Source organism: Sulfitobacter sediminilitoris (assembly GCF_010667575.1).
GTDB classification, from domain to species: domain Bacteria; phylum Pseudomonadota; class Alphaproteobacteria; order Rhodobacterales; family Rhodobacteraceae; genus Sulfitobacter; species Sulfitobacter sediminilitoris.
In genome coordinates this window covers 94,939-107,703 of sequence record NZ_JAABNT010000010.1, presented here as the reverse complement: position 1 = coordinate 107,703, position 12,765 = coordinate 94,939, and the positions used below count along the sequence as shown (strand labels likewise).

The following is a 12,765-nucleotide window of genomic DNA, read 5'->3' as shown; positions in this document are numbered from 1 at the left end:
GATGTACCGGTGAGTGAGGTGCTGTCAGAAAGTGAGATTGAGTCAGAGGGCGCCAGCCTGATCGATGAGATCATCCGGCTGTCAGACTTCACCTTTGACCGGCTTCCGATGCTTGACATCATCGGTGAGCGGCTGGTTGAAAATCTGTCTGTCTCGCTTCCTGATCTGACCCGCGCCATCTGCGAGTCGTCGCTGATGTCACTGGACTATGTGCCGATGGGCCAGATCATCGAAACCCTTCCGTCACCTGTCTTGCTGGCTGTCAGTACGGGCGTGCCGTTCGAAGGCGAGATTCTGTTAGTCATCGACCGGACGCTTTTGCTGACGGCAACGGAACTGATGCTGGGGGGCAGCGCAAAGCAGCTCAAAGAAGATGAAACTGGCGAATTCACAGCGATCGAGCTTGGCTTTGGCGAACGGGTCGCGGCTGCGATCCTTGCGGAGTTACAGCGGGCGCTGTCTGTTGTTGGCTCAGCTGAATTGTTGTTGGACCGGGTGGAAACCGATCCCGATAGTGCCGGCATCGTCAAGAATGCCAGCTTGTGCGCCCGGATGAAATTCTCGGTCGCGATGGCGGGGCATGTTGGCATTCTGGAGGTTGTGATCCCTTATGACGCGCTGGAACCGATCCGGCCCGCCCTGAGCAAGATCTATTTTGGCAACCGGGGTGAAGACCAGCGGACATGGCACGATTTGATCAGTGGCCAGATCGAACGCGCGCACATGGATCTTGAGGTTGTTTTGGCCGAAGAGGCGATCCCCATTCAAAAGATCATGTCATGGCAACCCGGCGATACCATTGATTTTGGTATCGAGGAGGGAGAGCAGGCGACGCTTGTCGGCGCGGATGAGCCGATGTTCAAAGTGTCACTGGGCAAACGAAATAACGGCTTTGTCGCCGTTCAGATTACCGAGAAGATTTCAAAGAAAGAGGAGCTGGAAGAAGATGGCAGCGATAATTGACGGTGTAATCATTGTGCTTTTGATCGGCAGCATCACCTACGGCTATCTGGTCTCTCGCAAGGTTCGGTTGCTGATGGCAACGCTTCGGGAGCTTGAGCCGCTGGTCGATGAGTTTTCTTCTGCTGTTGATAAGTCGCAAACCTCTGTGGCGGAGATGCGCAGGAACATCGAAGTTGCCGAAGAGGCACCACAACCACAGGCGGCCCCGGCGTCCGCGCCCGAAGAAGCGGCGTTTTCGTCGCGTCGGGCGGCGCCACCGGCGCCCGAAATCCCCGGTCTTCGCAGGGTGCGTGACAAGAAGGAATTGGTCCGCGCATTCTTTGATTCAGCCGATACGGCGAGGGTCTGATCCGTGCGTAACATGCTAAGTGGGAAGTTGATTGTTGGCGGTTTGGGGCTGACCTTGTTTGCCAAGGCGGCGATGTCGTTTCCGGAACTGCCGATGTTTCAGGGCACCGGTCCTGTTAATGACCAGATTGTTGTTCTGGCTGCTGCCGGCAGCGGAGACAAGGCCTCCCCGGAGCCAGCTGACGACATTCCACCTTTGGTCGAAGACCTGCCGGAGAAGACCGACAATTATGACGCGCCCGAAGAGGTTTTGAGGTCTTTGAATCGCGAGCGGGAGCTTGTCGAGCTTCAAAAACAGGAGATTGAACAGCGAAAGTCAGAGCTGGCGCTGGCGATGGAGCGCCTGGAGATCGAAAAAGCGTCACTGACAGAACTTCAGACATCAATCGAGGAATTGTTGGCCCGGGTTGAGGCATCGCAGACCGAGGATTTGAACCGCCTGATCGAATTCTACAAGAACATGAAACCCGCAGATGCGGCGAGGATCATCGATGATCTGGACATCGAGACAACGATCATGATCCTGGGCGAGATGAATCCACGCGCGGCGGCGCCCATTCTTGCAAAGGTGTCGGATGTTCGGGCGCGGGCGATTTCCAAGATCATTCTTGAGCGGTCTCAACTGCCCGGCGATCAGGACCTGAACGGGATCAGACTGAAATAGCCCTTCCTGAGTTTACTGAAGCGACGTTTGCAGCACAGAGCCCTCAGGAGGTTTGCGCCGAATGTTCTTCTTGAGGTCAAAGACAAAGCTGATGATCTCGGCCACGATCTCCCAATGCTCGACGGGCACGGCCTGATCAACCTCGACCGTATCATACAGAAGGCGTGCCAGCGGCTTGTTCTCGACAATCGGGATATCGTGTTCGAAGGCGATCTCGCGGATGCGCAGGGCGACCATATCAGCACCCTTGGCGATACAGACCGGTGCCATGTCCCGCGCTGGATCGTATTTCAGTGCTACGGAATAGTGGGTCGGGTTGGTCAGGATCACATCAGCAATCGGAACGACCGCGATGGTGCGCTGCTGGGACAACTCGCGCCGACGGCGGGCACGTTTGTTGCGGATTTCCGGGGATCCTTCGCTTTCCTTGATTTCGTCCTTCAGGTCTTTCTGGCTCATCCGCTGCTTTTTGCGCCAGTCAAAGCGGCGCCACAGAATGTCGGCAATGGCGACGGGGAGCAGCAGGATGGCGGCGGCCATCAGAAGTTTCTTGGCCGCTTCGACAAGGTAGCCGGGCAGGTATTCGGGTACGAATCCGGAGGTGTTCCAGATGTCACGCACCGCCTGATTGGTGAACCAGATCGCCAGGAACCCGATGGCGAACACCTTGACGATGCTTTTCAGGAATTCGACCAGTGAATTTGCCGAGAACAGACGCTTGAGACCCTCGGCAGGGGAGATCTTGGACAGCTTCGGCTTGATCCGTTCGAAGGCAATTACGGTTTCGCCCTGAACGATCGCACCGATCACCGCACCCAACAGCAAGACGCCGAACAGCGGGGCGATACCCCAGACCAGGTTCAGGGTGAATTCACTGGTGATTTGACCCAGTCGCACCAGCCCCGGCGCACCCGTGGCAACCGTCATTGTGCTGGCCTGTTCGATCAGGCTGGACAGAGCATCGACCACACGAGGCGTCTGAAACGGCAGGACAAAGGCAATGATGCCCAGAAGGGCGATGACCACGACCATGTTCCCGGTTTCCTTGGAGGAGGGAACATCACCCTTTCGGCGGGCATCTTTAAGCCGTTTCTCAGTCGGTTCTAGGGCTTTTTCCGTGCTGTCGTTGTTCTCTGCCATGTCAGAACCTGAAGCCCACAAGCCATTCGCTGAACCGGTCGATAAAGAAATCAAGCACGGCAGGCATGGACACAGCCAAGATCAACAATCCCGCGCCAATCAGCAATGAGGCGGCGACAAAGAAAACCGGCAATTGGGGCATCATCCGGTTTGCCAGACCCATACCTAGGTTCAGAACCACGCCCATGACAAAAAAGGGTGCCGCAATGGCCGTCCCGATATAAAGGCTTTGCGATCCGGCCTGCAGAATCTGGTTTGTCATATCGGCCAGCATGACCTCACCGGGGGGAAAGATCATGTAGCTGGACATGAGCGCGCGCAGGATGATGTGGTGGGTGTCGGTGATAAAGATCATCGCAACCGCGCTGATCATCATCAGGGTTGCGACCATCGTGGCCCCTTCGAACGATCCGAAAGAAGGACCAAAGGCGTTGGCAAGGCCGGAAACTTGCCCGGCCTGAAAGCCCGCAAATTGCAGGGCGGCCAGCAGGATCCGTGCGGTAAGTCCGATCCACAGACCAATCGTCACCTCGGCTCCCAGAAGCAGCACAAGGGCAATGGGATCTGAGGGCATTGCCGCCTGTACCGGTGTCGCGGGCAATAGAGCGGCGCACATCACCAGCGCGAAGGACAGCCGCGCCCGGATGGGTATCTGCACCTCACCAAAAGACGGCATGAAGATCAGAGCCGATCCCAGCCGCGCAAAGACCACGAGGTAGGAAAAGAACAGCGTGCTGACATAGGTCTCAAGCGACATGGGTCACTGCCCCACTGTGCCGACCGTCCGCAGCGATGCTTTGCGGTGCACCTCGTTGTGCGAAATGACCTGTGTCATCGGGCTGACCCGCTCAAGGATTGAGCGGACATAGGGTCGGGCCTGTGGTGTCACGAGGATGGCGGGCCATTCATCAGCAGATGAGAACTTCTGGATTTCCTTGCGCATCGCCAGCACGAACTCTTGCACGCGGGAGGGTGACATGAGGAAGGTTTCCTCCCCATTGGAGCTGGAGATCGAGGATGTCAGCTCACTTTCCCATTCGCCCGACAGGTTGATCACGGGGACATAGCCCTGTGCGTCTTTCAGCGACTGGCAAATCTGCTTGGACAGCTTGCCACGTGCGTGTTCGATCACGGCACGGATGTTCTTGGTATTGGCGCTGGCTTCGGCCACCGCTTCGATGATCTTGGGCAAGTTGCGGATGGAAACCCGCTCGGCCAGAAGCGCCTGAAGGACATGTTGAAGCATCACGGCGGGGCTGTTGTTGGAACTGTCGGCCAGCAGCTTCTGGTAATCCTTGTCCTGCCCTTCGATCAGTTCCTGTGTCGCGGCATAGGTCAGGATTTCCGGCATATGCTCCTTGATCACCTCGGTCAGGTGGGTCGTGATGACGCTTTCAGGATCGACGACCGTCATGCCCAGCAATTCCGCTTCGGAGGCGCGGGCCTCATCCACCCAGATCGCTTCAAGCCCGAATGTGGGCTCGCGGGTACGCTTGCCGGGCAGGTCGATGTCTTCGCCCGTGGGGTTGATGACCATCATCATCATCGGTTCAATCTCGCCCCGCGCGGCCTCAACCCCCTGCAGTGAAATGGCATAGGTGGTGGCGGGCAAGTCGGCATCATCCTTGATGCGCACTCCGGGCAGGACAAATCCGAAATCCTGAATAAAGAGGGACCGCAGGCTTTTGACCTTGCCGGGCAGGGCGGCATCGACAGAGGTGATCATCGGCACAAGCGCCGTGCCCAGATCAAGGCGCACGTCATCGACACGCAACATATCGGCGACGGGATCACCTTGCACTTCGTCTTTTGCAATCGCGGCATCGGCCTCGTGTTTTTCGTCGGCCAGGCGCTCCGCAGCCTGCTTCTGCATGAAGTAGCCGAAGGCAGCCATGCCCGCCGACAGCGGCATGAAGATCATCAGCGGGAAGCCAGGCAGCCAACCGATGGCGAACATCAGCGCTGCAGCCATGTAAAGCGCCTTGGGGAAGTTGCTGAGCTGGCCCAGCACCGCCTCGTTCGCGGCGCCGTGCGTGCCACCCTTGGTCACCAGCAGCCCGGCGGCCAGCGACACGATCAGCGCGGGAATCTGGGTGACCAGACCGTCACCGATGGTCAGCACCGTGTAGTTGTTCATCGCCTGCCCGACGCTCAGGTCATGGCTCATCATGCCGATCAGGATGCCGCCGAAGACGTTGATCAGCACGATGATCAGACCGGCTACCGCATCGCCACGCACGAACTTGGAGGCACCGTCCATCGCGCCGAAGAAAGAGCTTTCTTCTTCCACGGTCTTGCGGCGGGTCTTGGCTTCTAGCTCGTTGATCACCCCGGCGGCAAGGTCGGCGTCGATCGCCATCTGTTTGCCGGGCATCGCGTCCAGAGAGAAGCGCGCGGCAACTTCGGCAATCCGGGTCGAACCCTTGGTGATGACGATAAAGTTGATGATAACGAGGATCGTGAAAACGATGATCCCGATCACGAAGTCCCCGCCGACGATGAACCGGGCAAATCCTTCGATCACATTGCCCGCAGCCGCAGGTCCTTCGTGGCCGTTACTCAGGATCAGGCGTGTGGACGAGACGTTGAGCGCAAGCCGCAACATCGTGACGACCAGCAACAGGGTCGGGAAAGAGTTGAACTCTAGCGGGGCACCGATCCAGAGCGCCACCATCAGGATCAGCACCGACAGTGACAGCGATATCGCAAGCCCCAGATCAAGAAAGAACGGGGGCAAAGGCACAAAAAGCATGGCCAGAATTAGGACCATTCCAATCGCAAAACCGATGTCACGGTTGCTGTGCCCCAGCTTGGCAAAGCTAAAGACAGGGCGGCCTGTGATATTGGTGTCCGGCGTCGCCATGTTCAGTTCGCCTCGACGTAGTTGGGCAGGATCGGTTGCAACGGGGTTGCGGAATAGATTGACACGACCCTGCGCATGACCTGCGCACCGCTACCGGTCATGTCAGAACTCCAATGGATGCCGGGCTGCTTGCGCGTTGATTGCGCGCGTATCGGTGCCTGCCCTTGCAGGTCGGCCAGCTGCGCAAAACTGGCATTGGCGAGCCGCTGGTTCTGCGCCAGTTTCCTCAGGTAGATGTCCTTGAACTCTTTGGTCGAGGAATGATAGCGGCCTGCCGCCTCCCACCAATCGCCGGTCTCAGCGTGCAGTCTGCGCAGAAAGCGGGCGGCGTAATCAACGTTTGCCGTTGGATCGGTTGCCTCTGAAAGGGATGCAAAGTGATGCGCGTGCCATTTCTGGTTCACCTGCATACAGCCTACGTCGATGGACCGTTTGCCGGTTGATTGCGTCTTGCGCACCCAGTCTTCCAAGGCATCCTTGCTGTCAAAGAACGCGCCCCGACCATCTGAATTGGCAGTCCATGGCCAAACGGTCAGCTTGCCGTTGACCTGACGGCCCGCTTCCTGAATGCCGATCGCGAGCAGCAGATTGTCAGGGATGCCATGCCGATCTTGCGCCTCAAGGATGGCCCGCAGGCAGATGTCTGCGCCGCCGGGAGCGGTTCGGTGTGCGGGCGATGTGCTTGGAAGATAAAACCCGGCCCAGTTCTCTGACCCTGCCGCGTCGGCGGTCAGAGTCAGATAGAGGATACCCAAGCCAACCAGGATCATGCGCGCGCGCTTCATTCTAGATCCCGCCACTGGAGATCAGGTCAAAGACGCGATCTGACAGCTGGGTCAGGGTTGAGAAGATAAACGGCAAAGACAGGGCTAGCGTCACAAAGATTGCCGCGATCTTGGGCACGAAGGTCAGGGTCATTTCCTGGATCTGCGTCAACGCCTGGAAGAACGCGATCACAAGACCCACGCCAAGGGCAACAATCAGAACGGGCGCCGAGGATATCAGCGTTGCCATGATGGTCTGGCGGATCAGTTCGTATGTGGTGACCGGGTCCATGCGGTGTCCCTGCTTGCTGAAAAGAGTTGCCGCGGCCTAGATCGGCATTCTCATGACGTCCTGATAGGCTTCGACCAGCTTGTCGCGCAGGGCGACGGACACTTGAACCGTGCTTTCCATCGCCATGGTCGCCTCGACCACCTGCTGCAACCCGGCCTGACCGTTCAGACCGGCAATCGCCATCGTGTCACCGGTACGAACCGTTTCGACGGCCTCTTGCGCGGCATTGGCGACCATTGTCGAAAAATCGGGGCCTGCTGGTTTGACATCGGCCGCGGCAGGTTTGTTTTCAGCCGCCTTGGAATAGGCAGCCTGCACATAGGAAGACCGGATGGCAGAGAAATCAGTCATATCAGTCCCTTACCGCAACATATCGACAAGCTGACGACGCATATCGCGCGCATTTTCGACCATTGATAGGTTTGCCTCATAGCTGCGGGACGCCTCGCGCATGTTGCTCATTTCGATCAGGGGGTTCACGTTTGGCAGCTTGATGTAGCCGTTCTCATCCGCGGCAGGATGCGAAGGGTCAAAACGAAGGGTGAAAGGGGCTTTGTCGCGGTCGATATCGCCTGCGGTCACAATGGCGGCCCCGGTACGTTCGTCAGTGGAGGAGTCGAAAGAGATCGTCTTGCGCTGGTAAGGGTCACCGCCCGGCTCCTGCGCGGTCGAGCTTGAGTTCGCTACGTTCTCTGACACGATACGCAAACGCTCGGCCTGCGCCCGCATCCCGCTGGCTGCTGTTGTGCTGATACTGCTGAGAGGGTCCATTCGTCAGTTTCCTTGGGCTTAGCGGCGGCCGGCCACGGTGTGCAGCATCTCATGCGCCTTGCGGTAGAGACTTGCCGCAATCCTGAATTGGCCAGCGGTCGCATTTGCTTCCATGATTTGCTCTTCCAACACCACGTTGTTGCCTGACATGTCCTCACCCCAGTTCACCTCGGCTTCGGTCACGTCCGCATCCGGCAAACCACCAGAGCCCCGCGCGTCGTCGAGGTAGCTGGCGAAACTCTCGATATCCTTGGCCCGGTATTCGGTCACATCGGCGTTTGCGATGTTCTCGGACACGACCTTTTGCCGGGTGGCGAGCCACTGCAGGCGCTTGGGGGCGAGGTCAAAGATTGATGTTGGTTCTGTGTTCATCATGGACTCATTATTTATTCTTGGTATATAGCAAGAATAGCAAGAATAGCAAGATTAAGGAAGGTTTAAATCCTGATGTCAACGTTTTTAGATTTGCAGGATACCATCTATTCATCCTCCAGCGCAAAGACCGTTGGCAGCGTCCGCGCCATCGTCGGATTGACCCTGACCGTGAACGGGCTTGAGGCCGTTGCCGGGATCGGCAGCCGCTGCCGGGTGCAGGGGCGCAAGGGCTTTATTGACGGTGAGGTGGTTGGCGCGCAGGGGTCAGACCTGTGCCTTTTGCCGTTTGGCAACTGGGAAGGCGTCGCTGTGGGTGATCCGGTCGAGCTGCTTGAGCTGGATGACATGGTTTTCCCCGACGAGAGTTGGATCGGGACGGTTGTCGACGCCCTTGGCAGACCGTTGTCAGAGTATTCGCGCCTGCCACGGCCGCGCAGGAAATCCTCGGTCAAGGCGCATCCTCCGGGTGCCTTTGAGCGCAAGCAGGTGGGGGCAAAGCTGGAGACGCAGATCAAGTGCGTCGATGTCTTTACACCCATCTGTCAGGGTCAGCGCATGGGTGTTTTTGCCGGATCGGGCGTGGGCAAGTCCACGCTTATGGCGATGCTGGCGCGCAACACGGACGCCGACGTGATCGTCATCGGCCTGATCGGTGAACGTGGGCGCGAGGTGCAGCAGTTCATCAAGGAAGATCTGGGCACCGAAGGGATGGCGCGAGCCGTTGTCGTTGTGTCGACCGGTGATGAGGCACCGCTGTTGCGCAAGCAGGCGGCGCTGACCACGACGACGATTGCGGAGTATTTCAAAACCCAAGGCAAGCAGGTGCTGTTGCTTTTGGACAGCGTGACTCGGTTTGCGATGGCGCAGCGCGAAATTGGTCTGGCGCGGGGCGAGCCGCCGACGCTTCGGGGATACCCGCCGTCCGTATTCAGCGAATTGCCGCATCTGCTTGAGCGCGCCGGGCCGGGCCGGGAAGGGGAGGGCGACATCACCAGCCTTTATACGGTGCTGGTGGATGGTGACGATATGAACGAACCGATCGCGGATGCGGTGCGTGGCATCGTCGATGGCCATTTGGTGTTAGACCGCCGGATTGCCGAACAGGGGCGGTTCCCGGCGATTGATCTGCAGCGGTCGTTGTCGCGGATGCTGCCGGGCTGTCATTCCCCTGAGGAGTTTGAGATCACGAAGGCCGCACGCAAGGCTTTGGGACGTTATGCTGATATGGAAGATCTGATCCGGCTGGGGGCGTATAAAGAAGGGTCTGATCCGCGTACCGACGAGGCCGTCCGTTTTTTCCACGCGGCCAGTCCGTTCCTGTCGCAGCAGCGTGGAGAAATGATACCGGCAAGCCAAAGCTTTGCCGAAATGTACCGTATGGTGCTGGAAGCGGGGATCGAGGATCCTCTGAAAGAGTTCTTCGAGGCAGCTGAACGGGCGGCGCTCGAAGCCCCGGTGCAATAGAAAACCGGCCATCTTTGCAGATGACCGGCTGAATTCAGGGAGGGGGTCGTCATAACTCCGCCCGGTTTGGATTACGTTCGCAGGGCAAACCTACCTGGTTATCTCAGCCTTGCTTCGAATTAACGGAACAGGCTCAGGATGTTCTGTGGAGACTGGTTCGCAATGGACAAGGACTGCGTCGCGAGCTGCTGCTGGACTTGATAGGCCTGCAGGCGTGCCGCTTCTTCTTCCATGTCCGCATCCACCATGGAGCTGACGCCGGAATCCAGTGTATCGGTCAGGCTGTCGAGGAACTGCATCTGACCTTCGAGGGTGTTTTCAGTCACACCAAGCGATGTCGCCGCCGCAATGGCGTTCTGAAGCTCGGCTTCGGCGGTGACCAGATCGGCCTCAAGGTCAATTGACGCTACCAGATCAATGGCTGCAAGATTTGTCTGAATAGTTTGTAGGTCAACTGAAGTGAATGAGATCGTTGTTGTTGCGAATGTTGGGCCTGCGCGAGAAATTCCTGTCACAACGCTCACGGATGCGGCGGCACCGCTTACAAGATCATCACCGTTGAATGTCGCCTGGTCAATCGCAGATTGCATGTTGTTGACAAGAGCATCGAGTTCTGTCTGAACAGCGTCTTTGTCGATACCGTTGCTTTGAGCAAAGGCGATACGCTCGACTATCTGCTGTGCCAGATCGCTGACTGTTTCGGCACCAAGGCGGGCTGTAGCAACAGAATTCTTTGTTGCTGTCATGCCTTCGTTGATGGCCTTGAACATGCCGCTGTCGCCCTTCATCGTCTCAGAGATGGCGAAGTAGGCGGCGTTTTCTTTACCGGAACGAATTGCGAGGCCGCTGGAAACACGGTTCTGGGTCTCGTTCAGACCACGGTTAATATCATTCAGGGTGGCAAGGGCCACCATTGCGGAACTATTGGTGAGAATGGACGCCATTTAATGCTCTCCTCGTTTCTCTTATTTCTTCAGGCTTCTGACTGAATGTGGCTCTGCGGCCATCAGGGGCTAAGTAGCTGCTGAGGTTAAAGGCAGGTTAAAGAAAATAGAGTTTTCGGAAAAAAGCGATCAGAGTTCTTCGTCCACGTTGATCCTGCCGCCCGAAGCGTTACCGATCTTTTCGCCTGACTTACCGTATACACCACCCAAGGTATTGCGATTGTTTATTTTTTCGATCTCGCGCAAGACCGTCCGAGCGGCGACAGCCATGCGTGACAACATGGCACCATCTTCTTCAATATATTTTCGCAACTCGATCAAATGGCCTTTGATATTCAATTTTTGCGCGAATTCGTGGTTCAGAAATGGCTCAACCAGCGGTGTGCGCAGTTCGAGCCATTTCAGCACTCTGGATTTTTCGTCAAAAAGGTTGCTGACCGCCTCAAGCTCCCCTTCCTTGATCGCGTTCATTTCCTTGCGGAGGATCGTAACGGTCTCTTTGATCTTGATGACATAGGCGTCAAGGTTCTGTTCGTCCTCCGCTGTCAGCTGAATTTGCGCCGAAGGTTTGCTGGCGTCCCGTTCGCCAAAGCGGAATTTCTTGCGTGGGATCATGGCTCCTGACCTTTTGTCGGTGTCTGCACATAGGCGTTGATCATCTTTTCAACGTGACCTGTCAGCCCAAGGCCACCCTGTTCCACCAGATGCTTTGCCACGGCTTCGGACATGAACGACCGCCACATCTCGGCCTGCTTTTCTCCGCCAAAAGCGGTGTCGCCCGTCGTTTTCATCATCTGGTCTACAAACTGGGTCAGAAAGACCGCTTCGAAATCACGGGCCGTTTCGACGGACTTGGCGGCGTCAAGACTGCCCTTCTCCTGCAGGGGCAGGGGGGCTTGCCTGAAAAGGTCGACAGGGTTTGTCATCAGATGATCTCCAGATCTGCATGCAAAGCACCGGCGGCCTTGATGGCCTGAAGGATCGCGATGGTCTGCCGCGCGCCCACACCGATGGCGTTCAACCCGTCCACCAGTTCCTGAAGGCTCACGTCACCGCGCAGGATGGTAAAACTGCCGTCGATTTCCTCGATCTCAATTTCGGTCTCTGGCACAACGACGGTGGTGCCGCCGATGTTGATCGGGCTGCCGGAGATCACGGTTGTATCTCCGCCAACACTGATTGGACCGGGCTGGCTGACCTGATAGTTCTCTTTCACGCGCACGGTCAGGCCACCCTGGCTGATGGCGACCTGCGCGATACGGACGTCCGCCCCCATGACAATGGTGCCTGATTTTTCGTCCACCACAACACGTGCGATGCTATCAGGCGTGAGCGTCAGATTTTCGACGGCAGTAATGGTGCCGGGGACATCGCCCTTGTCCCCGATCCAGACCTCGACAGTGCCTGAATCCAGCACCTCTGCCGAACGCGGCCCCAGCTTGGCCACAATCGCGTCACGCATCCGTGCTGCCGTTGTGAAATCAGGCGTCCGCAAGGCGATGCGGACACTGTTCATCTGGTAGAGATCGAAATCGACCTCGCGTTCCACGATTGCCCCGTTCTCTATCTTTGCGATGGTCGCCACACCCTCGACAACCGAAGCCGCGTTGCCTTCGACATTGTAACCTGACGTGGCAACCGCGCCTTGCGCAACCGCATAGACCGCGCCATCAGCCCCGGTCAGGGGCGTGACCAGAAGCGTACCGCCCCGCAGGCTGGTCGCATCGCCCAAAGATGACACAGTGATATCGATCGGTGAGCCGCGTCGCGCGAAGGGAGGGAGTTTGGCCGTGACCATCACAGCAGCCGTGTTTTTTGTCTTGAGTGTGTCGCCTTCCAGATTTGCGACGCCAAGGCGTTCCAGCATGCCGCGAATGGATTCGCGGGTGAACGGGCTTGAGCTGAGCTTGTCGCCGGTCCCAAGCAGGCCAACAACTAGACCGTAGCCGATCAGGTGGTTTTCGCGCACGCCTTCAAAGTTTGCGATGTCCTTGATCCGCACCTCTGCCGTCGCAGGCACTGCAAGCCCCAAGACAGCACAGGTCAATACAGCCAATTTCAGACTGTGGAGCCATCGCAAGGCGCTCAGATCAATCCATCGTCCAAACATCATCAGGATCCGAAAGTTAAAGTACAGTTTACTCTGTTTTTGTACATCAGTTATTAATTCATGGCAA

16 protein-coding genes are annotated in these 12,765 nt (G+C 57.4%); 4 read left to right on the top strand and 12 right to left on the bottom strand.

What is annotated here, in order from left to right:
• Nucleotides 1–9 precede the first annotated feature (9 nt).
• Genes GV827_RS15700 through GV827_RS15690 form a run of 3 tightly spaced genes read left to right on the top strand, consistent with a single transcriptional unit; the run spans nt 10 to nt 1,975 of the window.
• A complete protein-coding gene (locus GV827_RS15700) occupies nt 10–963 on the top strand; it encodes a flagellar motor switch protein FliM (protein WP_328823163.1) in 954 nt (317 codons plus the stop codon).
• Nucleotides 947–1,312 carry a flagellar motor switch protein gene (locus GV827_RS15695; protein WP_164354762.1) on the top strand — a complete coding sequence of 122 codons (366 nt, stop codon included), beginning with the start codon at nt 947–949 and terminating at the stop codon, nt 1,310–1,312. Before GV827_RS15700 ends, GV827_RS15695 begins: the two co-directional genes overlap by 17 nt.
• 12 nt (nt 1,313–1,324) lie before the next feature.
• A complete protein-coding gene (locus GV827_RS15690) occupies nt 1,325–1,975 on the top strand; it encodes a MotE family protein (RefSeq protein WP_164354761.1) in 651 nt (216 codons plus the stop codon).
• A gap of 12 nt (nt 1,976–1,987) precedes the next feature.
• On the opposite strand, the gene flhB is transcribed toward GV827_RS15690, so the two are convergent.
• Genes flhB through GV827_RS15650 form a run of 8 tightly spaced genes read right to left on the bottom strand, consistent with a single transcriptional unit; the run spans nt 1,988 to nt 8,177 of the window.
• Nucleotides 1,988–3,115: a flagellar biosynthesis protein FlhB gene (gene flhB, locus GV827_RS15685; protein WP_164354760.1), complete on the bottom strand. Its 1,128-nt coding sequence runs from the start codon at nt 3,113–3,115 to the stop codon at nt 1,988–1,990.
• A 1-nt stretch (nt 3,116) separates the two neighbouring features.
• On the bottom strand, nt 3,117–3,872 hold the full coding sequence (locus GV827_RS15680) for a flagellar biosynthetic protein FliR (protein WP_164354759.1): 756 nt from the start codon (nt 3,870–3,872) through the stop codon (nt 3,117–3,119).
• A 3-nt stretch (nt 3,873–3,875) separates the two neighbouring features.
• A complete protein-coding gene (flhA, locus tag GV827_RS15675; RefSeq protein ID WP_164354758.1) occupies nt 3,876–5,978 on the bottom strand; it encodes a flagellar biosynthesis protein FlhA in 2,103 nt (700 codons plus the stop codon).
• A gap of 2 nt (nt 5,979–5,980) precedes the next feature.
• Nucleotides 5,981–6,763: a lytic transglycosylase domain-containing protein gene (locus tag GV827_RS15670; protein ID WP_235930383.1), complete on the bottom strand. Its 783-nt coding sequence runs from the start codon at nt 6,761–6,763 to the stop codon at nt 5,981–5,983.
• 1 nt (nt 6,764) lies between these two features.
• Nucleotides 6,765–7,034, bottom strand: coding sequence for a flagellar biosynthesis protein FliQ (gene fliQ, locus GV827_RS15665; protein WP_164354757.1), 270 nt, complete (start codon nt 7,032–7,034; stop codon nt 6,765–6,767).
• Between the two features lie 36 nt (nt 7,035–7,070).
• Complete coding sequence (locus GV827_RS15660; RefSeq protein ID WP_164354756.1) at nt 7,071–7,385, bottom strand: flagellar hook-basal body complex protein FliE; 315 nt, start codon at nt 7,383–7,385, stop codon at nt 7,071–7,073.
• Between the two features lie 9 nt (nt 7,386–7,394).
• Complete coding sequence (gene flgC / locus GV827_RS15655; protein WP_164354755.1) at nt 7,395–7,805, bottom strand: flagellar basal body rod protein FlgC; 411 nt, start codon at nt 7,803–7,805, stop codon at nt 7,395–7,397.
• Nucleotides 7,806–7,823: 18 nt separating this feature from the next.
• Nucleotides 7,824–8,177 carry a flagellar basal body protein gene (locus GV827_RS15650; RefSeq protein WP_164354754.1) on the bottom strand — a complete coding sequence of 118 codons (354 nt, stop codon included), beginning with the start codon at nt 8,175–8,177 and terminating at the stop codon, nt 7,824–7,826.
• Nucleotides 8,178–8,252: 75 nt separating this feature from the next.
• Here GV827_RS15650 and GV827_RS15645 point away from each other — a divergent pair, with 75 nt between their 5' ends.
• Nucleotides 8,253–9,644 carry a FliI/YscN family ATPase gene (locus GV827_RS15645; protein ID WP_164354753.1) on the top strand — a complete coding sequence of 464 codons (1,392 nt, stop codon included), beginning with the start codon at nt 8,253–8,255 and terminating at the stop codon, nt 9,642–9,644.
• A gap of 119 nt (nt 9,645–9,763) precedes the next feature.
• Here GV827_RS15645 and GV827_RS15640 read toward each other — a convergent pair whose 3' ends face one another.
• The 4 genes from GV827_RS15640 to GV827_RS15625 all read right to left on the bottom strand — a co-directional run bounded on the left by GV827_RS15640 (nt 9,764) and on the right by GV827_RS15625 (nt 12,698).
• A complete protein-coding gene (locus GV827_RS15640; RefSeq protein WP_164354752.1) occupies nt 9,764–10,588 on the bottom strand; it encodes a flagellin N-terminal helical domain-containing protein in 825 nt (274 codons plus the stop codon).
• 129 nt (nt 10,589–10,717) lie between these two features.
• On the bottom strand, nt 10,718–11,203 hold the full coding sequence (locus tag GV827_RS15635; protein ID WP_164354751.1) for a flagellar biosynthesis protein FlgI: 486 nt from the start codon (nt 11,201–11,203) through the stop codon (nt 10,718–10,720).
• Nucleotides 11,200–11,514, bottom strand: coding sequence for a rod-binding protein (locus tag GV827_RS15630; RefSeq protein WP_164354750.1), 315 nt, complete (start codon nt 11,512–11,514; stop codon nt 11,200–11,202). The genes GV827_RS15635 and GV827_RS15630 overlap by 4 nt, the downstream gene beginning before the upstream one ends.
• The gene (locus GV827_RS15625) at nt 11,514–12,698 is read right to left on the bottom strand and encodes a flagellar basal body P-ring protein FlgI (protein WP_164354749.1); all 1,185 of its coding nucleotides are present in this window, start codon (nt 12,696–12,698) and stop codon (nt 11,514–11,516) included. Before GV827_RS15625 ends, GV827_RS15630 begins: the two co-directional genes overlap by 1 nt.
• Nucleotides 12,699–12,765 lie beyond the last annotated feature (67 nt).